Genomic DNA, 22,912 nt, shown 5'->3' on the forward strand with positions numbered 1-22,912 from the left:
TAATTTTGATATACTGATAGAAAATAAAAGGGGTGCTTTATGAAAATCGCGATTGTAGAAGATCAAAAAATCGAGCAAGAGAGACTGTCCAACTACATCAAAACCTACTGCCAGAAAGCTGGGATTACAGTGGAAATCAGCTGTTTTAACGACGGTCTCCATATCACTAGTGACTATCAAAAACAATTTGACCTGATTTACCTAGATGTCGAGATGGAGATTATGGACGGGATGACCACCGCTCAAAAGATTCGGTCTGTGGATAAAGATGTTCTCATCGTCTTTGTGACCAATCATTCCCATGTCGCTATTCAGGGTTATTCTGTTGAGGCCATTGATTTTCTTCTCAAACCACTGAGCTCCTTTGTCTTTGAGGAACATTTTAAAAAAATTCTTAGAAAATTACCCGATAGCCAAGAGAAACAAAGTTTGTATATAAAAAGCAAGCAGTCCACTGTAAAACTCTATCAAGAAGATATTGTTTACCTAGAAAGTCAAGGACATCAAGTTCACATCTACACAGTTGACGGTGGCCTAACGATTACCCATAATAGTCTCAAGAATCTCGAAGCCATGTTAGACAGTAAATTGTTTGTACGAGCCCACTCCGCCTATATCATCAATCTATCCCACGTTCAAAAAGTGGAAGGAAGCCTTGTTTACGTCACAAATACAGCCTTGCCGATTAGCCGCCCAAGGAAAAAAGAATTTATGACAGCTCTAACCAACTTCATCGGAGATAGCCTACTATGATCAATTTCCCTGATATTCCACGTTTCTATACTGCTCTAACAGAAAGCTTGGCCTGCCTACTGGTCTGTTCCTCGCTTGTTTTATCTGAAAAATGGTCACGCAAACAGTTCCGTATCCTCCTGATTTTCCTCATACAAATCTTACTTCAACTTGTGGCTGGCAAACTCCCTTTGCTTTTTTGGACTGTGGGAATGGGCATCAATATCGTTTGGATGTTTGTTTCCATTCGATTGCTTGGAGTTATCCACAAGAGGACTAGTCTCTATTTGACAGCAAAAGCCTTTATCATTGCCGAATTAGTAGCCTCCATTACTTGGCATCTCTACTGTTTGACGATTTATCAACAACCTGTGGATAACTTGTGGACACAAGGGGTATCTCTGTTGATAACTTCTCTGCTGTCTTACTGGCTCATCTATCTACAAGGTAAAAAAGTTCACTTAGAAGAATTGGATAAATTCATTGAGCAGCGAGATGTGACGGTAGCTATCTTTACAACCTTATCTATCTTTGTTCTTAGTAATATTGGTTTCATCCTCTCAGGCACGCGCCAATTTCAAGACTCGACCAGCATTTTCATCCTCCGGACAACCGTCAATCTCTCTGGTCTTCTACTCCTATTCACCCAAGAATCTCAACAATACGATCGCTATTTACGACAGGAATTGACATCTATCAATAATATGTTTCAACTTCAATACAAGCAATACCAAGCCTATCGTGAAAACAGTGAGATTCTTGACCGTAAGGTCCATGATTTAAAGCATCAACTGGCCATTATTCAGCAAGAATCGGATAAAACCAAAAAGGAGCAATACCTAGCTGAAATGAGCGAGGTGATCCAGACCCTTGATGCCAAGATTGAAACAGGAAATCCCGTTCTAGATACCATTCTCAGCCAGAAAAATTATTACTGTTTGCAAAATGGAATCAACTTTACCTGTATTGTTCAGGGAGAGCCCCTTCATTTTATGGATGTAATGGATATTTCAGCTCTGTTTGGAAATGCCATTGACAATGCCATCGAGGCTGTTGAAAAAATAGATAACCCTGAACAACGCTTGATTACTTTAAAGGTTGCCTGCCATCAGCAATTTCTCATCATTCGATTAGACAACTACGATACTTCTTCATTAGACTTATCCACAGGACAGCTCCCTGAAACCTCAAAAACAAATAAGGACTACCATGGATTCGGTCTTAAGAGTATGGAGTATGTTGCCAATAAATACGGTGGCAGTCTCACACTTAGCAAGGAAGATAATTGGGTTCAACTAAAAATCATTCTCCCCTTACAAGCATAGAAAAATCCCGTTTAAAAGCGGGATTTTCTTTCTATTCATCATTTAGAAACCGTCACTTGCTCCACATCTCGACCTTGACTCCGTTTTATAATCACATCAAGATAATCAGCCAAGAAACTTCTCGGTGATGCTGCTTGCAAGGTCTGATAGGCTTGGCTAGGAAATACCGTCTCATCAAGCCAAGTCTGGTCCAATTTTTCTCCTGAAAAATAAGCACGGTTGGCCGGCATGATAAATTGTGAAATTGCATCTGCTGTCTCGCCATCATACCACCGTTCATCGTTCAACACATTGTGGACCATGATGTCGCTGGTATTGTCAAAGACGGTTTGTAAGTAGCTTAGATGATTCTGCAAATTTGGATCACTAGGTTGGTGCTTTTCTGTCCACGAAGCCATATCAAGTTGAGTTTTTTGATAGTGAATGCTTGCATCATCAAGGTTCAATTGGCCGATAACTGCTGGATAAATAGAAAATGCTCCATTGACCACTTCAGTATAGCTGACTTGTCCCAAGTCTTCTTCAACAATATTCTGAGAATGAGTGTGGCCTGAAAAACCAAATTGAATGCCATATTGATTGAACAAGGCCTTCAAATCGGCAGCATTATCCAAAGTATAGCCTTTTGAGAGCATGGCATGCTGTTGCAAGACATTGTGATGGACAACAGGTATCAAGTTTACTCCAGCTTCCTTGGCTGCCTGAAGCTGTACGTCTATCCAATCCAAGGTCTCTTTTTTGATACGTCCATTGGTTGGAGGAGCTCCTTTGCCGTAGCCGTCAGAGTAGATGTTACTGTCTAGCATCAGAAACCATGCATTGGAAAATGGCTTGGCCAGATAGCTCAATGAGGCTTGATCACGACCGCTGGCTTGTTGATAGCCATGATCGTCAAATATATCTGAAAATTGCTGAGAGGTGACCTGATCTGTCACTATCTGCTGATCTCCTTTAAAGGCCCTAGCCCAGCCACTGGCAATATCATGGTTGCCAGGAATGACCAAAACCTCCGTTCCTTTTTCTTCAATCTGGGTAAAATACTGCGCCAATTCAACCATGCTCTGCTTTTCACCGTTAAGAGTCAAATCCCCACTGACTAGTAATAAGGACGGTTGCTCACGCTCAACCTGCTCAACCAAGGCCTCCATTCGCTCATTTCCATAACGTAAATCCTTGCCAGCAGCTGTTTTTTCGATATAGGAAAAAGCCTCTCCATCATCAAATAAATCCTGTGATAAATAATGCAAATCTGTGATAATCCAAATTTTATCTTGGTCTCTTAATGCAGCCTCGACATAGGATTGCTGACGCTGACCTGCAATAGCAGACCAAATCAAAACAATGACTGCAATAGCTCCTAACAATAATACTATTTTCTTCTTCATACCTTAAAAGTATATCATCTTAGATGAATGACGACAATACAAAAAGAGGAGTTAGACTGTAGCCAACTCCTCATATTAAAATTTATTTCTTAGCAAATCCAGCTGCTTGTTCACCAGCCTGACGACCAAATACGATGATATCTGCTACAGCATTACCACCAATACGGTTTTGACCATGAACACCACCAGTTACTTCACCAGCAGCATAAAGACCAGAAATTGCTGAACCATCTGTTTTCAATACTTCAGTATTGGTATTGATTTTCACACCACCCATTGTATGGTGAACACCAGGTGCAACTTTAATCGCATGGTAAGAACCAGTATTCAAAGCATGGTCCATACCTGATGTACGACCAAATGCCGCATCATTCTTATCTGCTACAGCCTTATTCCAAGTATCAAGTGTCGTTTGAAGTGTATCCGCAGGTAGGTCAATTTCTTTAGCCAAATCTGCAAGTGTAGCACCCGTTTTTACAAGACCTTTTTCTTCGTATTGAGCAATCGCCTTCACACGATCTTTCAAAGCATCATCAAAGATAACATAAGCATAGTTTGGCTCTAAGCTATTGATAGCCGCAGAAACTTTATCACGAGTTTCCAATTCGTTAACAAAACGCTCACCTTTTGAATTGACAAGGATAGCACCCTCACCACGAACAGCTTCCGTAATCAAGTAAGAAGTTTCTTGCTCAACAGTTGGGTGAATTTGGATTTGTTCCATATCAACAGTCGCAGCACCTTCTGATTCAGCAAGCGCAATACCGTCACCTGTTGAACCTTCTTGGTTAGTAGTGACATAACCATCAAGTGCTGGATTGAATTTAGCAACCATTTCCAAATCTGCACCGAAACCACCTGTCGCCAATACAACCGCTTTTGCAGAAACTTTCTTCGTTTCACCAGCAATCTTCACTTCAACCCCTGTGACAGCTCCATCTTTGTCTTCCAGTTTCGTAACATCTGCATTGACAAAAATTGGTACTTCACGTTCAACAAGATTGTGGTAAAGACCATTTACTAAGTAGCCACCAACAGCAGAACCATCTGCTGGACGGTGGGTACGTTTTTCGCTCATACCACCAGTGGTCGTAATGTTGCTGAGGGTAATACCCATTCCATCCAGCCAGTCAATTGCACCAGCTGAATTATCTACAAGATAACGAAGTAGTTCAGGATCATTAGTTCCTTTACCACCTTTAAGGGTTTCTTCGTAGAATTTATCGTTTGTATCAGCAATACCTTCCGCTTCTTGGAATTTAGTCTGTGAAGCATTCATACCAGCTGATGATTTAGCCGTATTACCACCGATAACAGGCATTTTTTCCAATAAAACAACACTCGCACCAGCATCTTTAGCTGAGATAGCTGCCGACATACCAGCACCACCAGAACCAACAACGATAACATCATAGCTATCTTTCAACTCAGATGGATCTGTATACACTTTCTCAGATGCACCTGAAACAGCTTCTTCTGATGAAGAAGAAGTCGTAGATGATGAAGATGTAGCTGTTTTGTCAGACTTACCTCCACACGCTACTAAAAACACCACAGCAAGTAGACTCATTAGTAAGCCTAACCAAGCTTTCTTTTTCATGATAAACCTCCAATTTTTATCTGATATTAGTATTATACAAGATTGTGAAATGTTTTTCAATCTGTTTTGCAATATTTTTCACAAACATTAATAAAAAAATGTATGATATTCGATTCATACATTTTTAAAACTATTTACTGCCCTTGAAGAGCTAAAAAATTCTCTATTTCGGATATTGTTGCCTGGCTCCCTTTACGGAGTATTCCAGACAATTTACCATATTTATAATAGGTTAAACTAGGAACTGTAGCAAGACCTTGACTCTGTCGAAATTGTTGAATTTTTCCATTCGGATCCGACTCGCTATCTAAATAGTAGATAGTTGCATGTGATTGCTCTACTGCCTCTGTTAATTTAGGAACGAAGTCACGACAATAAGGACAGGTCTCACGACCTATGTATAATATAAATTCTTCCTCGTCTTGGACCTTTTGCTCCACTTCATCTATCGAAACAGCCTGATAACTCTTTACAGCCTTCACGTAGTCTGATTCATTTGGTACAGCCGCTGATTGAGATAAAAAGAATGCCCCACCTACGACCAAAATAGTCAATACCACTAGTAAAAAATACTTACGCCACATAATCCCTCCTCAAATGCAGACAAAAAGCCCTTGTAAATAGGGCTTTTAAAATATCGATACAAATCTTAGAGCATTTTGTTGTAGAATTCTACGACAAGAGCTTCGTTGATTTCTGGGTTGATTTCGTCGCGTTCTGGCAAGCGAGTCAATGAACCTTCAAGCTTTTCAGCATCGAATGATACGAAAGCTGGACGGCCAAGAGTTGCTTCAACAGCTTCAAGGATAGCTGGAACTTTGATTGACTTCTCACGAACTGAGATCACTTGACCAACTTCAACGCGGTATGAAGGAATATCAACGCGTTTGCCGTCAACAAGGATATGACCGTGGTTTACGAATTGACGTGCTTGACGACGAGTAGTTGCCAAACCAAGACGGTAAACGACGTTGTCCAAACGACGCTCCAAAAGAAGCATGAAGTTGAAACCAAGAGTACCTTGTTTGATTTTAGTAGCTTGTACGAACAAGTTACGGAATTGTTTTTCACCCAAACCGTAAGAGAAACGCAATTTTTGTTTCTCAGCCAACTGCAAACCGTATTCTGACAATTTAGAACGGTTGTTTGGTCCGTGTTGACCTGGTACGTAGTTACGACGTGCCAATTCTTTACCTGTACCTGTCAATGACAAGCCAAGACGACGAGCTTGTTTCCAAGATGGTCCTGTATAACGTGACATTTGTTATGTCCTCCTAAAAATAAAAATTTCCGTCATTTCGTTTCTCTTTTATTACGTCGTTAAGTCGGCTTGGCATACCTCAGTATAGCCTGCCCCTCCTTGCCTAGTACTAAAAGGAAACAAAAAGACTTGTTTATAGGAAATAACGTTTTAAGCAAACCTGATTCGTGCAGGAGGCCTTCATCGAAACAGCAACGATTACTCTTCTTGCTGACCTTCTGTTGACGAGCTTCATTTTGCTCTGCTGTTATTTCGCACAAAGGTTAGTATAGCACAAAAAAAAGGCTCTGTAAAGCCTTTTTCATCCTTCTTATTGCATTTCTTCCAATAGTTGGACCAATTTATCCTTTTGAACCTGTCCTGCAAAGGAAACCTTGAGGGTTCCATCACTATTGATGAGGATATGGGTCGGAAAAGCAGCAATGCCAAACTGTGTCATCGCCTGATCTTTTGTGTCAAACAAGACAGGATAGGTCGCCCCTAGCTCACTAGCCTTCTCTAAAATCTCAGCCTTGCTCACATCCGCAGGATTGGTATTCTCAAACTCAGCATCCTCAGGTGATGTAATCGACAAAAAGACAAAATCTTCCTTATCCTTATACTCTTGATAAACCTCCTCCAATTCTGGGATTTCTCTCTGACAAGGACCACACCAGGTCGCCCAAACATTGATATAAATCTTTTTCCCCTTGTAATCTGCCAGATTGACATCATTTCCATCCTTATCCTTTAGGGAAAAATCTAGCGTGACAGGTTGATTAGCTTGTAAAGTTGACTCCGTAGAAGACTGACTTACCAATGGTAACAAGGAACAAGCCGTCAACACAAAACAGGAAGCAAGTAAGCAAGCGACAATAGATAGCAACTTTTTCATAAACAAATCCTTTCTATCCTACTGGAAAAAACGAACAAGATGCTGGAAGAAACCTGTTAAAATACTCAAGCCAATCAAGAGCAACAGATAGCCTGAAATACGCTTGGTCCAAGCCAAATAGTGCCGATTGTTCTTGAAGAAAGCCAACATTTTCTGAGAAAAAAAGGCAACCAAAATAAAGGGAAGAATAAAACCAAGACAATAAACCAACAGCAAGATACCGCTCAACCAACCCTCCTGACTGCTAGCATAGATAAAGACAGAAGCCAGAATCGGACCGATACATGGTGTCCAAGAAAAACTAAAGGTAAAGCCCATCAAAAAAGCTAAAAATGGAGTGACCTGTTTCCCTGCCTGATAGACCTTGTTTTTTGCAGAAAATTCACGCTCCAACATAGGAATATTGAACCAGCCCAACTGCAAAATCCCCATGAGAATAATCAGCAGACCACTGATGATTTGCAAGACTTGAGCATTGGCTTGTAAGACCCTACTCAGCAAACTAGAGGCAAAGCCTAATAAGAAGAAGGTCACAGCAATCCCAACCACAAAACTCAGCGTATTAACCAGGACATTCCTCTCCCCCTCTTTCCCTTCAGCTCCACCTGCCAACAAACCAATGTAGATAGGAAGAATTGGCAGAACACAGGGAGAAAGAAAAGACAGAAGCCCTTCAGCAAACAGAGCTAAAAATGTAAACCATTGCAAGTCCATACAAACTCCTTTCTATCTCGCACACGAATGTTGTTGAAAACGTTTTTATGTACTAATATTATAACACACCGCTGTATCTTAGTCAATATATAGTTTGGTTAAAGCATACAAAAAAGCCTGCAAACACAGGCTCCCATTCCTAATCCAAGTAATGAATTAAGATTTTCTCCGTCAATACATCCGAGTAGGTATAAGATTCTACAAAAGTATTGTTTGGATCTTCAAATTCAACGATAAAGAGAGACTGATAAACCTCCACAATACGCCCCTGCTTATTCTTCTCACGCTTACGACCATTTTCAAGGGTCAATTCAACAATTTGTCCCTCATGGTCTTTAATATCTTGTTTGATTTGCTTCATTTTAGCAACATCTGTAAATGCATCACTCATTCTTTATCCATCCTCTCTCTTGGAAATACTTGCAAATTTATTGTATTCTTTTTGGAACATGAGTTCCACGGTACCACGCGCACCGGAACGGTTTTTCTCGATGATGACTTCAACCGTATTGTTAGGAATACCGCCGTCTTCCTGCTCACCGCGCTCATAGTAATCATCACGATATAAGAAGGCAACGATATCGGCATCCTGCTCGATAGAACCAGATTCACGAATATCTGACAGAACGGGTCTCTTATCCTGACGTTGCTCAACTCCACGCGACAACTGACTGAGGGCGATAACAGGAACTTTCAATTCCTTGGCCAAAATCTTCAGCTGACGGGAAATCTCAGAAACCTCTTGTTGTCGGTTTTCACGACCTGTTCCCGTAATCAATTGAAGATAGTCAATCAAGATCAAGCCCAGATTGCCCGTTTCCTGAGCCAACTTCCGCGAACGCGAACGGATCTCCGTAATCTTGATACCTGGCGTATCATCAATGTAAATGCTAGCTCGTGCCAAATTAGCCTGAGCCACCATATACTTATTCCACTCTTCCTGCGTCAAATGACCCGTACGAATGGAACGCGAATTGATAACTCCCTCAGAAGCCAACATACGGTCCACCAAGCTCTCCGCACCCATCTCCAAAGAAAAGATGGCGACGGTCAAACCTAATTTTGTTCCAATATTCTGAGCAATATTGAGAGCAAATGCCGTCTTACCAACCGCAGGACGAGCCGCAAGAATAATCAGCTCCTCCTCATGCAGACCCGTTGTCATAGCATCAAGAGCAGGATAGCCAGTCGCAATCCCTGTAATATCCGACGTCTGCTTGGCACGAGTTTCAAGGTTGTCAAAGTTGATATTCAAAACATCATCAATCCGCTTGAAACCACTTCGACTGGCTCCCTCACTGACATCAATCAAAGCTTTTTCAGCATTGGCAATAATGTCATCTGAACCATCCGCACCCTCATAAGCCTGATTAACTGCATCCGTCAAACGGGCAATCAGTTTACGGAGATTAGACTTTTCAGCAACAATCTTGGCATAGAATTCCGCATTGGCTGCCGTCGGTACCGAACTGATAATTTCAGCCAAGTATGCCAAACCACCGATATTTTCCAAATCACCATGGTTCACTAAATAGTTACGCATGGTAGTCGCATCAATTGCCTCATTTCTATCAGAAAGAGCAATCATAGCTTTAAAAATTAGCTTATGAGCATGTTTGAAAAAATCTTCAGCTTCAATGTATTCACGAACGAAGACCAGCTTGCCTTCATCAAGGAAAATAGCTCCCAAGACCGACTGTTCAGCCAGAATATCCTGCGGTTGCACCCGCAATTCATCCAACTCTGCCAAGATCTCACCTCCTCACTGACAATGATAACTTTTCTAAGCTTCTTTAATGCTCAAATTGATAACGCCTGTCACATCTTGATAAATTTTGACAGGAACATCAATCAAACCAAGGGCACGAATTGGGTGGTCTAATTGGATATGACGTTTGTCAATCTTGATGCCAAATTGCTTGTCCAATTCTTCAGCAATTTTCTTGCTGGTAATCGAACCAAAGGTACGACCATCTGGACCAACTTTTTCGACAAATTTCACTAAAGTAGCTTCCTCAGCCAACTTAGCCTTGATAGCCTCTGCTTCAGCAACCATTTCCGCATGAGCTTTAGCTTTAGATTTTTCTTGACCACGTAGGGCGCTGATTGCTTGTGTTGTAGCTTCCTTAGCTAAATTTTTCTTAATCAAGAAGTTTTGGGCATAACCTGTTGGAACTTCCTTGATTTCGCCTTTTTTTCCCTGACCTTTTACATCTGCCAAAAAGATAACTTTCATCTGCTTCACCTAACTTTCTTTTATTTCCTCATAAATTTTACTGATGAGGTTATTCTTAACTTGTTCAAGGGTTTGGTCATAGACCTGGGCTGCAGCCAAATTGAAATGACCTCCACCCCCCATTTCTTCCATAATCCGTTGGACATTGACCTTGCTGTGACTTCTAGCGGAAATAGCTATGTAACCTTTGGCATTTTTGGTAACTACAAAGACTGCCTCAATGCCCGCCATATCCAATATGGTATTAGCTGCCTTACTTGGAACGATCGTGTCATACTCCAAGCTTTCCTCACCACAAGCAATCACGATATGTGGCTCCAACTTCTCACCACGCAAAATCAACTCATTGATTTGACGATATTCCTCAAAATCTGTCGCAGCAATCTGCTGGATTTCCAAGCTATCGCTACCACGAGTCCGCAAGTAACTAGCCACATCAAAAGTACGACTAGTCACACGAGAGGTGAAATTTTTTGTATCAAGCATAATCCCAGCCATCAATAAACTAGATTGAATGCGATTAAGCTTATGGTGTTTATCATTCTGGAACTGAATTAATTCCGTTACTAACTCACTCGCAGAACTAGCACCACTCTCTATATAAGTCAAAACTGCATTATTTGGGAAATCTGTATCGCGACGATGATGATCAACCACCACAACCTGAGTAAATTGGTCATAGAAATCCTTATCCAAAGTCAAGCCAATCTTTGAATGATCTACCATGATTAACAACGACTGGAAAGTGACCATCTTCATGGCTTCCTCAACCGTTAGCAAATTAGAACAATTTTCATCACTCAACTTCTTGATAGCACGTGCAATATCTGGTGCCATTTCATCTGGATTATACACCGTATAGGCATTGTTCATAATATTTTGAGCAAAGTACTGCATACCGACCGCGGATCCAAGCGCATCCATATCTAAATTACGATGTCCCACCACAAAAACAGCATCAACCGATTTGAGTTTATCTGATACAGCAGACATCATAGCACGAGTCCGCGTACGTGTTCGTTTAACGGAAGAAGCCGAGCCACCGCCAAAGAAAAGTGGCTGTTTACTCTCATCATTTTCCTTGACCACAACCTGATCTCCACCACGAACCTCAGCCATATTGAGATTTTGGAGCGCAACCTGTCCGATTTGGTGATGATTTTCATTACCATACGCCAATCCCATACTCAAAGTCAAACCTAAATCTAACTTTTTAGCCTCCTCGCGGAACTTATCAATAACTGAAAATTTATTCTCTATCAATTTTTCCAACACAGCATAATCTGTAAAGAAATAGAATCGATCCATTGTGCCGCGTCGGTAGTAGATACCGTAATCATGGCAAAATTCCGAAACAAATTGAGCCAAGAAGGAATTGACTTGGCTAATTTGAGAATCAGTTACAGCATCCTCAAGCTCATCATAGTTATCAACTGAAATAATCCCTATAACAGGACGGCTTCCGATCAAACTATTTGTCGCTGAGTACTCTGATGAAGCATCAAAAAAGTAAAATAACCCTTGATCAAAATCAACGTTAACAGCGTATCTCTTGCCTGAAAAGTTTGCATAAATTCGCTCCTCATCCAGACCAACGTCAATAATTTCACGTAGTTTTTTTTGATCAAACTCACCATTTTCTTGAGCAAAAATCAGCTCAGCAAAGGGATTAAACCATTCTACCTGATTACTATCTGGTCGAACTTTGATAACTCCCACTGGCATTTTATCCAAGAGCATCATCAAACCAGAATTGGCCTGATTATTGAGATATTCAATCTGTTCTATCTCACTAAATTCATAAGAATGTTTTTGATAAATAAACAGCGCAATCAACACTAATAGGCTGATGAGTAGCGCAAAAACTGTACTGGCACCAATTGGAAAAAATCGGTGGACAAGAGCCACCAACCCAAATAAAATGACACCTATCATGACAAAGTGAATTGTCGAAAATCGAAATTTTTTCATCACTAACCTCTGCCTGCCATTTTACCACAAATCACTAGAAATTGCTAGTTTTCGCTAGCATGCAGAAGAAAAGAACAGCCTTAGTGACTGTCCTTTGATTTGTTTTTAGAAATGGAACGACTGCGTCCTTCCAAGTAAACCATAAGAATGGAGATGTCCGCTGGATTGACACCGGAAATCCGACTAGCCTGGCCAATGGTTTCTGGTGAAATCAGCTTAAATTTCTGACGAGCCTCGGTCGCAATAGAGTCAATATCATCCCAGTCAATATCGGCCGGAATGCGTTTTTCTTCCATGCGTTTCATCTTCTCCACCTGATCCAAGGCCTTGGCAATGTAGCCCTCGTACTTGACCTCTGTTTCAATCAATTCAATGGTCTTAGCATCCAAGTCCTCTGCCGCAGGACCGATAAAGGCTACCGCATCTGCATAAGTCACATCTGGACGACGCATGAATTCCTTGGCGGTAAGGGCATCCGTCAGAGGCTTGAAGCCCATGGCAACGACTTTTTCGTTGGTTTCCTTGATTGGCTTGAGTTTGATAGACTCCAAGCGTTTCATTTCATTGTCAAACTGGTTTTTATGGATTTGGAAGACCTGCCAGCGTTCATCATCTACCAAGCCAACCTGACGACCGATTTCCGTCAAACGCATATCGGCATTGTCATGACGCAGAATCAAGCGGTATTCTGCCCGACTGGTCAAGAGTCGGTAAGGCTCCACCGTTCCCTTGGTCACTAGGTCATCAATCATGACACCAATGTAGCCGTCGCTTCGTTTCAAAATCAACTCAGGCTTACCCTGTACCTTAAGAGCGGCATTGATCCCAGCGATAATTCCCTGACCTGCCGCTTCTTCATAACCCGATGTCCCGTTGGTCTGACCTGCTGTAAAGAGCCCAGAAATCTTCTTGGTTTCAAGCGTCGCCCGCAACTGATGAGGCATAACCATATCGTACTCAATGGCATAGCCAGTCCGCATCATCTGAGCATTTTCCAAGCCTTTAATGGAGTGGATCAAGTCCTGCTGCACATCTTCTGGCAGACTGGTTGACAGCCCTTGAACATAGATTTCATCGGTATTGCGACCTTCTGGCTCTAGGAAAAGCTGGTGGCGTTCCTTGTCGGCAAAACGAACAATCTTGTCCTCAATAGACGGACAATAACGGGGACCAATCCCTTTGACAATCCCTGAAAACATAGGTGCCCGATGAAGATTACTATTGATAATCTCATGGCTGGTCGCGTTGGTATAGGTCAACCAGCAAGGAATTTGGTCCTGCAAATAGTCCTCATCCTTGGACAAGAATGAAAAGTGATTTGGCTTTTCATCGCCTGGCTGAATCTCAGTTTCTTCGTAGTTAATAGTGCGAGCATTGACACGCGGTGGCGTTCCTGTCTTGAAACGACCGATTTCAAGTCCCAATTCTTTCAGATTATCCGCCAGCGTGATAGAAGCCAGGCTATTGTTAGGTCCTGACGAATACTTGAGGTCACCGATGATAATCTCGCCACGCAAAGCTGTACCCGTCGTCACCACAACTGCCTTGGCTGAAAATTTCTGGTTGGTAGCCGTTCGGACACCGATAACCTTACCATCTTCCACCAAAATCTCATCAATCATGGTTTGACGCAGAGTCAGATTTTCCTGACGCTCCACCGTCCGCTTCATCTCCGCTGAATACTCTGCCTTATCCGCTTGAGCCCGCAAGGCACGAACAGCTGGCCCCTTGCCCATATTGAGCATCTTCATCTGGATATAGGTCTTATCAATGTTGCGGCCCATTTCGCCCCCCAGGGCATCGATTTCCCTTACCACAATCCCCTTGGCAGAACCACCAATAGAGGGATTACAGGGCATAAAGGCCACCATATCCAAATTTATCGTCGCAAGCAGGGTCTTACAGCCCATTCGGCTGGCTGCCAAGCCTGCTTCTACACCCGCGTGCCCCGCTCCAATCACGATGACATCGTAGTTTTCTGCAAATGTGTGTGTCATTTTTATTTCTCCTTCATGTTCATGATGTGTTTGACTTGCCCATTCCAGTTTGGCAATTCTTGAGCCAGAAAGGCTGGTACGATATCTAGGTTGACAAGATTGTCAAGCTCAATCCATTCACAAGCTTGTTTCAAGCTATCTTCAATCATCTCCTTAGGCATTTTTCCAATAGGATCGACGATAAAATGAAACTCGATGTTGTGAAAATCTATTTCTTCATGTGTAAACTGATTTTCAACGACAAAAGCTAGTTGGTTGACACGGCTGTCAACCCCTAATTCTTCTCTGACTTCTCGAACAACCGCATCTTGCGCCGTTTCGTTGACTGCAATCGCACCGCCAATGGTATAATAATGCCCCTTAGTATCCTTCGTGAGAAATATTTTTCCGTCTTTTATAATCAATGCCGTCGCCCGAACACCGAAAATCTGGTTGTCAACTTTGGTTCTGAAATCCATTCATCCCTCTCTTTTCTAAAATTTCGTCCAGATATGGAACTAAGTTTTTCTTATTTTTATCGCTAGGGGCTAACCAGAGAAAATCTGTATGTTCTTCTGGGTCAAGAAGAATGGTTTTTGGTTGTTCAGAAAGTGTCACTTCATAGACCAGCCTTGTAAATACCGTCTGTTTCTCTACATCAAACTGACTATCTTCATGAATAATAGTCAGATTTTCCTTTTCTATCAAAATACCTGTTTCTTCAAAACACTCTCTCACTGCAGCATCACGGGGTAATTCATTCTCCTCGACACGACCGCCTGGAATGTCCCAATATTGAGGAAAAACATTGGGTTTGCCACGCTTAATCTGCAAACGCTGAATAATCAAGTGACTGTCTGCAACAGTCAGCAAGACATGGGCAATCAATTTAACAGGCATGGTTTCCTCCGCTACTTTAGTTGTCTTTGTTCATAAAATGCTTTAGTTGTCCGTCCCATTTGGCTAGCTCGGTCTTAAGAAAGGCTGGATTGAGATCCAGTTTCTCTAAGTCCGCAAAAGCAACCCATTCACACTGACGAATAGAATTTCCTTCTTCCAGATTGGGAGCAGGATTAGATAGTGGGGTAACTATATAGAGAAATTCAATCTGATGATAGGATTTCTCCTGTAAGGTGAACTGATTTTCAACGATAAATGCTAGTGGTCCAAGTTCCACCTCAATTCCGATTTCTTCTTGCATTTCCCGTTGCACAGCCTCTTCGGTTGTTTCGCCAAGCTGAATAGCTCCACCTAAGGTGTAATATTTCCCCTCAGGCGACTTAACAAGATATAACTTCTCATCTTGTACCACCAAGCCCGTCGCACGAACACCAAAAATCTGATTGTCAATTCTGGTCCTAAAATCCATCTCCTCTCCCCAATAGTAAAAAATAGCCAAAACTCTCGAAAATTGCAGGACAAAAAAACCTACAATTCCCATGAGCTTTGACCATCATGATGATTGTTACTCTTATTCTATCAAAAGATTTGCAGAATTTCAAATCTAGTGTTACGCTAACGTTTCAATATACTCTAAGCCCCAAGCCTCAACAGCATCCAGCACCGAACGAAATTTTTCACCCATTTCAGTCAAGCTGTACTCTACACGAGGGGGGACTTCTGCATAGACCGTGCGACTAATAATGCGATCCTCCTCCAATTGTCTAAGGTGCCTTGTTAACATGGTTTGAGTAATACCTGGAATCAGTCGCTGTAATTCATTGAAGCGTTTCGTTCCTGTACTGAGTTGGTAGATAATCACCAATCCCCACTTACCAGTCAAAACTTTTTGCGTTGTTGCAAAAGGACAAATACCATATTCACTAACTTTTTTCAAAAAACTTCTCCTTTATTTATCACAATAGTATCACTTTTGATACCAACAAATGCAAAAGTACCTACTTGTATAATTGATTACTTCCACTATAATTGTACTATATCAAAAAAATTGGAGGACATCAAATGTCAACAAACTTGGAAATTTTTAATGCCTATAACAATGCTCTCATCGCTGGTGATTTTGCAGCTCTTTTTGAAACAATGGCTGACGACATTATCTGGCATCAACCCGGAAATCATTCAACATCTGGTGCTAAAATTGGTAAAGAAGTACTCGGAGCACATCTAGCAACTTTCGCCGAAAAAACAAATGGATCATTCAAAGTAGTGACAAACTGGGTGTCAGATAATGATACTCTTGTTGCCGCTAACGTAACATTCCTCGGTACTCGAACAGATGGTGAAGAACTAAACATGAATGGTATCGATCTTTTCCGTATGGAAGATGGTAAAATCAAGGAAGTTTGGCTCTTCTCAGCCGACCAAAAAGCTGAAGATGCTTTCTGGGGATAAGACAAAAAGCTTAGCACGAGGGTGCTAAGCTTTTATTTTTGATTAAATATACTGACAAGCCACCCCATCCTTGTAGGCCATGTCAATCATGCCACCTCCTAGACATTCTTGTCCGTCATAGAAAACAACGGCTTGTCCTGGTGTGATGGCCCGCTGTGGCTCTGCAAAGATGACTTCTGCCTTATCACCTTTCACCTTGACAGTCACTTGACTATCTGGTTGACGGTAGCGGAACTTAGCTGTGCATTCCAACGTGAATTCTTCCGGCATATCACGTGTAAAGTGAACTTGACTAGCTTGTAAAGAAGTTGACATCAAGGACTCATGATAGAAGCCCTGACCGACATAGAGGATATTTTTTGATAGGTCTTTTCCGACAACAAACCAAGGTTCATTGTCCCCACCGATTTGTCCTCCGATACCAAGCCCGCCCCGCTGACCAATGGTATAGTACATAAGACCTGTATGTTCTCCCATGTCACGACCGTCAACCGTCATCATCCGGCCGGACTGTGCTGGCAAATACTGCCCTAAAAATTCTTTAAAGTTCTTTTCACCGATAAAACAGATACCTGTCGAGTCTTTCTTTTTAGCCGTCGCCAAGCCTGCTCGCTCTGCTATTTCCCTTACCTGAGGCTTTTGTAAATGGCCGAGCGGAAACATGGTTTTCTGTAGCTGTTCCTGTGAAAGTTGGCTAAGGAAGTAGGTCTGATCCTTGCCATTGTCTGCCCCACGCAGCATGTGAACGGTGCCGTCCTCGTCGCGTGATACCTGAGCATAGTGCCCCGTCGCCACATAGTCCGCACCCAAGTCCATAGCATAATCCAAGAAAGCCTTGAACTTGATTTCCTTGTTACACATGACATCTGGATTGGGTGTACGGCCAGCCCGATACTCAGCTAAGAAATACTCAAATACGCGGTCCCAATACTCTTTTTCAAAGTTGACAGAGTAGTACGGAATACCGATCTGGTCTGCCACTGCAGCCACGTCCTTATAGTCTTCTGTTGCTGTACAGAAGCCATTTTCGTCCGTGTCGTCCCAGTTTTTCATGAAGATGCCGATGACATCGTAGCCCTGCTCCTTGAGCAAGAGGGCCGTAACCGATGAATCCACACCACCACTCATACCGACAACGACACGAGTTTTAGAATTGTCAGTTGACATAATCTTCTCCCATCTTTTCGTAGAAATAACGATTTGAAGGTCGTATTTCAAAATTTTTTCCAAAAAACGATTTGAAGGTCGATTTTGAACAACTTGTATTATATCACACAAATGGGAGAAGCAACAGGAATTTGGCATTGAAAACCCATTCATCTTAGCATATTCCTTGACAGGATAATTTGATATAATATACCTAAGAATGAAAAGCGAGGAAAACTATGACAAACTTAAAATTTCAATCGGTTTTTGACATCATTGGACCGGTTATGATTGGACCGTCTTCTAGTCACACAGCTGGTGCGGTCCGAATTGGGAAAATTGTGTCTTCAATTTTCGGCGATGAGCCGACAGAGGTGGAATTTCAACTCTACAATTCCTTTGCCAAGACTTATCGTGGTCACGGTACGGATGTAGCCTTGGTAGCAGGTATTCTGGGCATGGATACGGATGATCCCCGCATTCCAGACTCCCTTGACATTGCTCGGGAACGTGGCATCAAGGTTTACTGGCGTGTCAACAAGGACAGCAATACCCCACATCCCAATACCACCAGGATCATCATAAAAAACGATAAAAAATCCATCTCAGCCACAGGCGTTTCCATCGGTGGGGGAAATATTCAAGTAACAGAACTCAACGGTTTTTCTGTCAATCTCAATATGAATACGCCAACTATTATTATTGTTCACCAAGATGTCCCTGGTATGATTGCAAAAGTGACCGATGTCCTTTCTAAGTATGACATCAATATCGCCCAAATGAACGTGACACGTGAACAAGCTGGCGAAAAAGCCATTATGATTATCGAAGTGGATGCCCGCCAATGTGAAAATTCTATTGCAGAAATTGAAAAAATTCCACACCTGCACAATGTAACCTTCTTCAACTAGAAAGAGAAAGACATGTTTTATACTATCGAAGAATTGGTTCAGCAAGCCAATGATTTTTCTGGCAATGTAGCTGAACTCATGATTGCTACTGAAACTGAATTGACCGGTCGTAGCCGCGAAGAAATATTGACAATTATGTCAAGAAACTTGACAGTTATGAAAGCCTCCATCGTAGATGGACTTACTGAAAGCAAATCCGTATCTGGTTTAACAGGAGGCGATGCTGCCAAGTTAGATGCCTATATGAGGAGTGGTAAGACTCTGTCGGACGCTTCTATCTTGTCTGCAGCAAGAAACGCTATGGCTGTCAACGAATTGAATGCCAAAATGGGCTTGGTCTGCGCCACTCCGACAGCAGGATCTGCTGGCTGTCTACCAGCTGTGCTAGGAGTTGCTATTGAAAAGCTCAATTTGACAGAAGAACAGCAACTTGACTTCCTATTTACAGCTGGAGCCTTTGGGCTGGTCATTGCCAACAACGCCTCCATCTCAGGTGCAGAAGGAGGCTGTCAGGCAGAAGTCGGATCTGCCTCTGCTATGTCTGCCGCAGCATTAACTCTTGCAGCAGGTGGAACTCCCTACCAAGCCAGCCAAGCCATCTGCTTTGTCATCAAAAATATGCTGGGTCTGATTTGCGATCCCGTCGCTGGTCTAGTAGAAGTCCCCTGTGTCAAACGTAATGCAATGGGAGCCAGCTACGCCATGGTAGCTGCCGATATGGCTCTAGCAGGCATCGAATCCAAAATTCCAGCAGATGAAGTCATCAATGCCATGTACCAAGTGGGCTCTGCCCTCCCAACTGCCTTCCGTGAAACTGCTGAAGGAGGACTTGCAGCAACCCCAACTGGCCGCCGCTTAGCCCAAGAAATTTTCGGAGAATAAGTTGACAACAATGTAAACCAAAAAGGACCATTGCGGTCCTTTTCTTATTGTTTCGTGAATGTTAGTTTCTCTAAGGTTGTATCATTGGCGTCAATTTCTGTCAAGGTAAGAGTTGGACCATTCAAGGTATAACTATCTGCTTCGCCATCAATGTAGGCAAGTTTTTTATCTAAATCAAAGATAACTTGTTCAATATCTTGATCTCCGTCTTTGTCAACTTCTGTCAAGGTTGCTTGATTCCCTTTTACAGTCAACGTGTAGGTGTCATTTCCAGATGTTGCTGTATAAGTACCATCTAGCTCAGAGGTGTCAACTAATTTTACACCGTAACTTGTTGCTAGTTGACTAGCAGAAGTTGTATTTACTGATGAGGCTGATGATGCATTAGCTTGTGCTATTACCTGTTGATTGTCATCATCATCTGCAATTCCAACTTGTCGCTCAATTTGATCTCCTAATGCCTCTAGTTTATTTTCATAGACTTCTGCTACGACAAAACCAGCCATCACAAGTGCCAAGGCACCTACCGACAATAAGATAATCGATTTCTTACTCATGCCTGTAACCTTCTGTTTGACTGCTTCCCAGACACCTGTTTTCTTATTTTCTGCCACTTCAATAATTTCTTGTTGTTGATTGTTATTTTCCATTTTGTCCTCTTTTTAACTTGTTTTCTTCAGCTCTTGCTGATAAGTCTATTATAGAGGATAGGTTTTAACACTTTAGAGAAACTTTCTAAACAAATTCTAAACACTTATAAATTAATCATTAAGACGATAGCCTGCTCCCCAGACAGTCTCAATCAAATCGGCTCCCAATTTATCTCGGAGCCGATTGACATGAACAGCAACTGTCGCACTATCTCCAACATAGTCATATCCCCAAATGGTTTCAAACAAGTGATCTTTAGAGAATACTCGGTTAGGGTGTTTTGCTAAATAAACCAGCAATTCAAATTCACGATTGGGCAATTTGATTTCCTGACCATCCAAAGTCACCTTCCAATTATCCAAGAAAATAGTCATATTCCCAACTGTTAATTCATTCTGATCATTATCCTTTTGAAAACGCTGGTAGCGAGCCAAATGAGCCTTTACACGCGCCACCAACTCCATAGGATCAAAAGGTTTGCTGATGTAATCATCCGCTCCCAAGCCTAGTCCTCTCACCACGCCCATGGTTTCTTGCTTGGATGTAACCATCAAAATAGGGAAGTCCACCTTATCCCGTAAATCACGACAAAGATCGTAGCCAGTTTTATTTGGGAGCATGACATCCAGCATTAAAAGAGCATAATCCTCTTTTTTGAGTTGGTCCTCTACAAGACCACCGTCATGTACCAAATCTACTTGGTAGCCCTGCATTTCCAGATAATCTCGCTCCAAATAAGCAATCTCTACATCGTCTTCTGCGATTAAAATCCGTGTCATTTCATATCCTTTCTAGGTAATCTGAAGATAAATCGAAGTCCTGGAGTTGCCTCAACAGACACTCGACCTCCTAAGCGTTCGATAATATTTTTTACAATGGCTAGACCTAGACCATGGCCTTCTACTTGCTGTCTGGTATCGTCTGCCCTGTAAAATTCTTCAAAAATCAAGTCAAATCTATTCTTTTCTACACCATTTCCATTATCTGTAAAAGTCCAAACAACTTCTTGCTCCTGCATTTGTCCAGTAATACTGATTATCAAGGGCTTTACAGCGGCATATTTTCGTGCATTGCCCACCAGATTATCTAGAATTCTACGAAATTGGATTGGATCAATCTCAACTGGCAATCCATCCGATACTTCCAAACTAAACCGAATGTCCTCATCTACTAATTCCTCCGTTTTCTCTCTTACATAGGACTGTAAAAAGATAGCCAAATCAAGCTGGACTTTATCAAATGGCATTTTATCTGTCTGCAATTGTGAAAAAGCAAATAATTTTTCCAGTAATTTCTCCATCACCTGAGATTTTTGATAGATAACAGTCAAATATTGATTACGTTTTTCATCCGTATTGGCAATACCATCCAAACTTCCCTTGGCATAACCTTTGATAGAAGTCAAGGGAGTCCGCAAATCATGCGAAATATCTGCGACCATCTGGGTTCGATTTTGTTCATACAGTCGATTTTTCTCACGGGCCTCTAACAAAGAAGTCTGCATTTGATTGAACCCTTGGGTCAATTCTTCAAATTCCTTATCACCTTGATAGGTCAGAGGTACTGTATAATCTCCCTGCTGGATACGTTCTACACCGCTGTGCAATTCCTCCAGAGGACGCATGACCACACCTAAGAGACGGTGAGTAAAGAAGAAGTTAAGCACCACTACGACCACGATACCTATTCCACCAACTAACAAAAGCTGTATCAGGAAGGCTTGAAATTCTTGGCTTTCTTGCTGGTCTTCCAAATCTTCTAACAAGGCATATATGCCCATCCGTGGCGAGTTTACGGCTAATCACAATTTCTCCATCTACATAGGAGGTGTGAGTGGTTGATGATACTGTCACTCCCAATATCTCATCCGCATCATCTTTCAGATTTGAAAAAACAGCCTCACCATTACTTTCTACATAGAGTCGTGCATCATTCGATGCTAACTCATCTGCCAATACTGCAAAATCTAATCCCGAAAATTTTTCCAAACTCTGTTGACTACCTGCTGTCTTCTGGCTAGTGGACTGCCATGTTTCTTGGTTACGATAAATACTATTAACCACATAAACACTTACCCCCAGCATCGCAACCAAGGAAAAAATAAGCATGATCATATTTAATCGAAAAATTCGTTTTTGTAATTTCATAGTTCTTCTTTTCTAGTCAATTTTTTCACAATTATAAACAAAACAACCCTATCTGTAAAGCTAGACAACTTTCAACAATAGAAAAAAGTCTAGCATCGTGCTAGACCTCTTCTAATTTATCTTAGTACCAACCATTTGCCAACCAGAAAGCCTTGGCTGCAGACCATGAACCATAGCGACTAGCAACATAAGCATCTGCTACACGCTCTTGGTTTTCTGGTGAGTAATCACCATTCAAGTAAGTATTTGTCAACTGGTAACGACCAATGTAGATACCGTTACGTGCATCATAGCTACCGCTTGATTCCTTCATTGCAATCCATTCTTTTGCTGCTGCATCTTCAGCACTCAAGTTTGAAGAATAGGTGCTAGTTGTTGCTGTTGCAGTAGAAGTTGATGTTGATTGAGTTTGTTCAACTGAACTCTCTACTGCCTTCACTGTCACATCACCCAATTCGATAACTTGACCGACATGGATAAAATCTAAGTTGGTAATCTTATTCTGCTCTGCTAATTTTTCAACAGTAGTATTGTGTGTTTCAGCAATTTCAGACAGGGTATCACCAGATTGTACAGTATAGGTTTCTGCACTGACTACACCCGCAGTCAAAAGGGAGATTCCCGCTACCAAACCAGCAATAGTTGTTTTTAAGTTTTTCTTTAATGTAATGTTCATAATAGTCACATTCCTTTCTGTCATGTGTCTATCATACCCTCTAACTATTACTTAGACTTTGTGAAATTATTAC

Annotated in this window: 26 protein-coding genes; 5 read left to right on the plus strand and 21 right to left on the minus strand. The window is 41.8% G+C overall.

The window, feature by feature from the left end; all coding sequences use genetic code 11:
• Nucleotides 1-39: 39 nt before the first annotated feature.
• Both P7J49_RS05385 and P7J49_RS05390 read left to right on the plus strand, forming a co-directional pair.
• The gene (locus P7J49_RS05385; protein WP_408569831.1) at nucleotides 40-753 is read left to right on the plus strand and encodes a LytR/AlgR family response regulator transcription factor; all 714 of its coding nucleotides are present in this window, start codon (nucleotides 40-42) and stop codon (nucleotides 751-753) included.
• A complete protein-coding gene (locus P7J49_RS05390; RefSeq protein ID WP_408569833.1) occupies nucleotides 750-2,057 on the plus strand; it encodes a GHKL domain-containing protein in 1,308 nt (435 codons plus the stop codon). The genes P7J49_RS05385 and P7J49_RS05390 overlap by 4 nt, the downstream gene beginning before the upstream one ends.
• A gap of 38 nt (nucleotides 2,058-2,095) precedes the next feature.
• On the opposite strand, the gene P7J49_RS05395 is transcribed toward P7J49_RS05390, so the two are convergent.
• The 15 genes from P7J49_RS05395 to P7J49_RS05465 form a co-directional block, all read right to left on the minus strand.
• Complete coding sequence (locus tag P7J49_RS05395) at nucleotides 2,096-3,442, minus strand: metallophosphoesterase (protein WP_408569835.1); 1,347 nt, start codon at nucleotides 3,440-3,442, stop codon at nucleotides 2,096-2,098.
• Nucleotides 3,443-3,524: 82 nt separating this feature from the next.
• Nucleotides 3,525-5,042, minus strand: coding sequence for a flavocytochrome c (locus P7J49_RS05400; protein WP_408569836.1), 1,518 nt, complete (start codon nucleotides 5,040-5,042; stop codon nucleotides 3,525-3,527).
• Between the two features lie 134 nt (nucleotides 5,043-5,176).
• Nucleotides 5,177-5,626: a thioredoxin gene (locus tag P7J49_RS05405; protein WP_408569838.1), complete on the minus strand. Its 450-nt coding sequence runs from the start codon at nucleotides 5,624-5,626 to the stop codon at nucleotides 5,177-5,179.
• Between the two features lie 65 nt (nucleotides 5,627-5,691).
• Nucleotides 5,692-6,303, minus strand: coding sequence for a 30S ribosomal protein S4 (rpsD, locus tag P7J49_RS05410; protein WP_002938227.1), 612 nt, complete (start codon nucleotides 6,301-6,303; stop codon nucleotides 5,692-5,694).
• Between the two features lie 310 nt (nucleotides 6,304-6,613).
• Entirely contained in the window at nucleotides 6,614-7,177 is a 564-nt protein-coding gene (locus P7J49_RS05415) for a TlpA family protein disulfide reductase (protein ID WP_408569840.1), read from the minus strand.
• Nucleotides 7,178-7,195: 18 nt separating this feature from the next.
• Complete coding sequence (locus P7J49_RS05420; protein WP_398581615.1) at nucleotides 7,196-7,891, minus strand: cytochrome c biogenesis CcdA family protein; 696 nt, start codon at nucleotides 7,889-7,891, stop codon at nucleotides 7,196-7,198.
• A gap of 139 nt (nucleotides 7,892-8,030) precedes the next feature.
• The gene (locus P7J49_RS05425) at nucleotides 8,031-8,282 is read right to left on the minus strand and encodes a Veg family protein (protein WP_408569843.1); all 252 of its coding nucleotides are present in this window, start codon (nucleotides 8,280-8,282) and stop codon (nucleotides 8,031-8,033) included.
• A gap of 3 nt (nucleotides 8,283-8,285) precedes the next feature.
• Nucleotides 8,286-9,641, minus strand: coding sequence for a replicative DNA helicase (dnaB, locus tag P7J49_RS05430; RefSeq protein WP_029179684.1), 1,356 nt, complete (start codon nucleotides 9,639-9,641; stop codon nucleotides 8,286-8,288).
• A gap of 33 nt (nucleotides 9,642-9,674) precedes the next feature.
• Nucleotides 9,675-10,127 (minus strand): 50S ribosomal protein L9, encoded by a 453-nt coding sequence (rplI, locus tag P7J49_RS05435; RefSeq protein ID WP_408569845.1) that lies wholly within the window; start codon nucleotides 10,125-10,127, stop codon nucleotides 9,675-9,677.
• A 9-nt stretch (nucleotides 10,128-10,136) separates the two neighbouring features.
• Nucleotides 10,137-12,098 carry a DHH family phosphoesterase gene (locus tag P7J49_RS05440; protein ID WP_408569847.1) on the minus strand — a complete coding sequence of 654 codons (1,962 nt, stop codon included), beginning with the start codon at nucleotides 12,096-12,098 and terminating at the stop codon, nucleotides 10,137-10,139.
• Between the two features lie 80 nt (nucleotides 12,099-12,178).
• Complete coding sequence (gene mnmG, locus P7J49_RS05445; RefSeq protein WP_408569849.1) at nucleotides 12,179-14,095, minus strand: tRNA uridine-5-carboxymethylaminomethyl(34) synthesis enzyme MnmG; 1,917 nt, start codon at nucleotides 14,093-14,095, stop codon at nucleotides 12,179-12,181.
• Between the two features lie 2 nt (nucleotides 14,096-14,097).
• Entirely contained in the window at nucleotides 14,098-14,553 is a 456-nt protein-coding gene (locus P7J49_RS05450) for an NUDIX hydrolase (protein WP_408569851.1), read from the minus strand.
• Nucleotides 14,531-14,974 carry an NUDIX hydrolase gene (locus tag P7J49_RS05455; RefSeq protein ID WP_172011118.1) on the minus strand — a complete coding sequence of 148 codons (444 nt, stop codon included), beginning with the start codon at nucleotides 14,972-14,974 and terminating at the stop codon, nucleotides 14,531-14,533. Before P7J49_RS05455 ends, P7J49_RS05450 begins: the two co-directional genes overlap by 23 nt.
• A gap of 16 nt (nucleotides 14,975-14,990) precedes the next feature.
• On the minus strand, nucleotides 14,991-15,443 hold the full coding sequence (locus P7J49_RS05460) for an NUDIX hydrolase (RefSeq protein WP_408569852.1): 453 nt from the start codon (nucleotides 15,441-15,443) through the stop codon (nucleotides 14,991-14,993).
• Between the two features lie 141 nt (nucleotides 15,444-15,584).
• Nucleotides 15,585-15,911 (minus strand): winged helix-turn-helix transcriptional regulator, encoded by a 327-nt coding sequence (locus P7J49_RS05465; protein ID WP_014638837.1) that lies wholly within the window; start codon nucleotides 15,909-15,911, stop codon nucleotides 15,585-15,587.
• Between the two features lie 125 nt (nucleotides 15,912-16,036).
• On the opposite strand from P7J49_RS05465, the gene P7J49_RS05470 reads away from it, so the two are divergent.
• The gene (locus P7J49_RS05470) at nucleotides 16,037-16,426 is read left to right on the plus strand and encodes a nuclear transport factor 2 family protein (protein ID WP_105138573.1); all 390 of its coding nucleotides are present in this window, start codon (nucleotides 16,037-16,039) and stop codon (nucleotides 16,424-16,426) included.
• A gap of 42 nt (nucleotides 16,427-16,468) precedes the next feature.
• Here the strand turns inward: P7J49_RS05470 and mnmA are convergent, their stop codons facing one another.
• Nucleotides 16,469-17,593 carry a tRNA 2-thiouridine(34) synthase MnmA gene (gene mnmA, locus P7J49_RS05475; protein WP_408569854.1) on the minus strand — a complete coding sequence of 375 codons (1,125 nt, stop codon included), beginning with the start codon at nucleotides 17,591-17,593 and terminating at the stop codon, nucleotides 16,469-16,471.
• 218 nt (nucleotides 17,594-17,811) lie between these two features.
• Here mnmA and sdaAB point away from each other — a divergent pair, with 218 nt between their 5' ends.
• Both sdaAB and sdaAA read left to right on the plus strand, forming a co-directional pair.
• On the plus strand, nucleotides 17,812-18,483 hold the full coding sequence (sdaAB, locus tag P7J49_RS05480; RefSeq protein ID WP_024393077.1) for an L-serine ammonia-lyase, iron-sulfur-dependent subunit beta: 672 nt from the start codon (nucleotides 17,812-17,814) through the stop codon (nucleotides 18,481-18,483).
• A gap of 12 nt (nucleotides 18,484-18,495) precedes the next feature.
• Nucleotides 18,496-19,365 carry an L-serine ammonia-lyase, iron-sulfur-dependent, subunit alpha gene (sdaAA, locus tag P7J49_RS05485; RefSeq protein WP_408569856.1) on the plus strand — a complete coding sequence of 290 codons (870 nt, stop codon included), beginning with the start codon at nucleotides 18,496-18,498 and terminating at the stop codon, nucleotides 19,363-19,365.
• Nucleotides 19,366-19,409: 44 nt separating this feature from the next.
• On the opposite strand, the gene P7J49_RS05490 is transcribed toward sdaAA, so the two are convergent.
• The 5 genes from P7J49_RS05490 to P7J49_RS05510 all read right to left on the minus strand — a co-directional run bounded on the left by P7J49_RS05490 (nucleotide 19,410) and on the right by P7J49_RS05510 (nucleotide 22,839).
• Nucleotides 19,410-20,015 carry a DUF3642 domain-containing protein gene (locus P7J49_RS05490; protein WP_408569857.1) on the minus strand — a complete coding sequence of 202 codons (606 nt, stop codon included), beginning with the start codon at nucleotides 20,013-20,015 and terminating at the stop codon, nucleotides 19,410-19,412.
• A 111-nt stretch (nucleotides 20,016-20,126) separates the two neighbouring features.
• Complete coding sequence (locus P7J49_RS05495; protein WP_044774075.1) at nucleotides 20,127-20,795, minus strand: response regulator transcription factor; 669 nt, start codon at nucleotides 20,793-20,795, stop codon at nucleotides 20,127-20,129.
• Nucleotides 20,792-21,781 (minus strand): ATP-binding protein, encoded by a 990-nt coding sequence (locus P7J49_RS05500; protein WP_408569858.1) that lies wholly within the window; start codon nucleotides 21,779-21,781, stop codon nucleotides 20,792-20,794. Before P7J49_RS05500 ends, P7J49_RS05495 begins: the two co-directional genes overlap by 4 nt.
• On the minus strand, nucleotides 21,675-22,124 hold the full coding sequence (locus P7J49_RS05505) for a hypothetical protein (protein ID WP_408569859.1): 450 nt from the start codon (nucleotides 22,122-22,124) through the stop codon (nucleotides 21,675-21,677). The genes P7J49_RS05500 and P7J49_RS05505 overlap by 107 nt, the downstream gene beginning before the upstream one ends.
• A 160-nt stretch (nucleotides 22,125-22,284) precedes the next feature.
• The gene (locus P7J49_RS05510; protein ID WP_408569893.1) at nucleotides 22,285-22,839 is read right to left on the minus strand and encodes a LysM peptidoglycan-binding domain-containing protein; all 555 of its coding nucleotides are present in this window, start codon (nucleotides 22,837-22,839) and stop codon (nucleotides 22,285-22,287) included.
• Nucleotides 22,840-22,912: the final 73 nt, after the last annotated feature.

Source organism: Streptococcus suis (assembly GCF_046032515.1).
Classification (GTDB): Bacteria; Bacillota; Bacilli; order Lactobacillales; family Streptococcaceae; genus Streptococcus; species Streptococcus suis_AL.

Bases quoted from the DNA above. Each gene is read 5' to 3' on its own strand.
- P7J49_RS05395 (WP_408569835.1), bottom strand. From the start codon at position 3,442: ATGAAGAAGAAAATAGTATTATTGTTAGGAGCTATTGCAGTCATTGTT.
- mnmA (WP_408569854.1), bottom strand. From the start codon at position 17,593: ATGTCAACTGACAATTCTAAAACTCGTGTCGTTGTCGGTATGAGTGGT.
- P7J49_RS05425 (WP_408569843.1), bottom strand. From the start codon at position 8,282: ATGAGTGATGCATTTACAGATGTTGCTAAAATGAAGCAAATCAAACAA.
- sdaAA (WP_408569856.1), top strand. From the start codon at position 18,496: ATGTTTTATACTATCGAAGAATTGGTTCAGCAAGCCAATGATTTTTCT.
- P7J49_RS05455 (WP_172011118.1), bottom strand. From the start codon at position 14,974: ATGCCTGTTAAATTGATTGCCCATGTCTTGCTGACTGTTGCAGACAGT.
- P7J49_RS05470 (WP_105138573.1), top strand. From the start codon at position 16,037: ATGTCAACAAACTTGGAAATTTTTAATGCCTATAACAATGCTCTCATC.
- P7J49_RS05505 (WP_408569859.1), bottom strand. From the start codon at position 22,124: ATGCTTATTTTTTCCTTGGTTGCGATGCTGGGGGTAAGTGTTTATGTG.
- P7J49_RS05385 (WP_408569831.1), top strand. From the start codon at position 40: ATGAAAATCGCGATTGTAGAAGATCAAAAAATCGAGCAAGAGAGACTG.
- P7J49_RS05400 (WP_408569836.1), bottom strand. From the start codon at position 5,042: ATGAAAAAGAAAGCTTGGTTAGGCTTACTAATGAGTCTACTTGCTGTG.
- P7J49_RS05460 (WP_408569852.1), bottom strand. From the start codon at position 15,443: ATGGATTTTAGGACCAGAATTGACAATCAGATTTTTGGTGTTCGTGCG.
- sdaAB (WP_024393077.1), top strand. From the start codon at position 17,812: ATGACAAACTTAAAATTTCAATCGGTTTTTGACATCATTGGACCGGTT.
- P7J49_RS05390 (WP_408569833.1), top strand. From the start codon at position 750: ATGATCAATTTCCCTGATATTCCACGTTTCTATACTGCTCTAACAGAA.
- P7J49_RS05420 (WP_398581615.1), bottom strand. From the start codon at position 7,891: ATGGACTTGCAATGGTTTACATTTTTAGCTCTGTTTGCTGAAGGGCTT.
- mnmG (WP_408569849.1), bottom strand. From the start codon at position 14,095: ATGACACACACATTTGCAGAAAACTACGATGTCATCGTGATTGGAGCG.
- rpsD (WP_002938227.1), bottom strand. From the start codon at position 6,303: ATGTCACGTTATACAGGACCATCTTGGAAACAAGCTCGTCGTCTTGGC.
- P7J49_RS05415 (WP_408569840.1), bottom strand. From the start codon at position 7,177: ATGAAAAAGTTGCTATCTATTGTCGCTTGCTTACTTGCTTCCTGTTTT.
- P7J49_RS05450 (WP_408569851.1), bottom strand. From the start codon at position 14,553: ATGGATTTCAGAACCAAAGTTGACAACCAGATTTTCGGTGTTCGGGCG.
- P7J49_RS05405 (WP_408569838.1), bottom strand. From the start codon at position 5,626: ATGTGGCGTAAGTATTTTTTACTAGTGGTATTGACTATTTTGGTCGTA.
- P7J49_RS05490 (WP_408569857.1), bottom strand. From the start codon at position 20,015: ATGGAAAATAACAATCAACAACAAGAAATTATTGAAGTGGCAGAAAAT.
- P7J49_RS05510 (WP_408569893.1), bottom strand. From the start codon at position 22,839: ATGAACATTACATTAAAGAAAAACTTAAAAACAACTATTGCTGGTTTG.
- rplI (WP_408569845.1), bottom strand. From the start codon at position 10,127: ATGAAAGTTATCTTTTTGGCAGATGTAAAAGGTCAGGGAAAAAAAGGC.
- P7J49_RS05440 (WP_408569847.1), bottom strand. From the start codon at position 12,098: ATGAAAAAATTTCGATTTTCGACAATTCACTTTGTCATGATAGGTGTC.
- P7J49_RS05495 (WP_044774075.1), bottom strand. From the start codon at position 20,795: ATGACACGGATTTTAATCGCAGAAGACGATGTAGAGATTGCTTATTTG.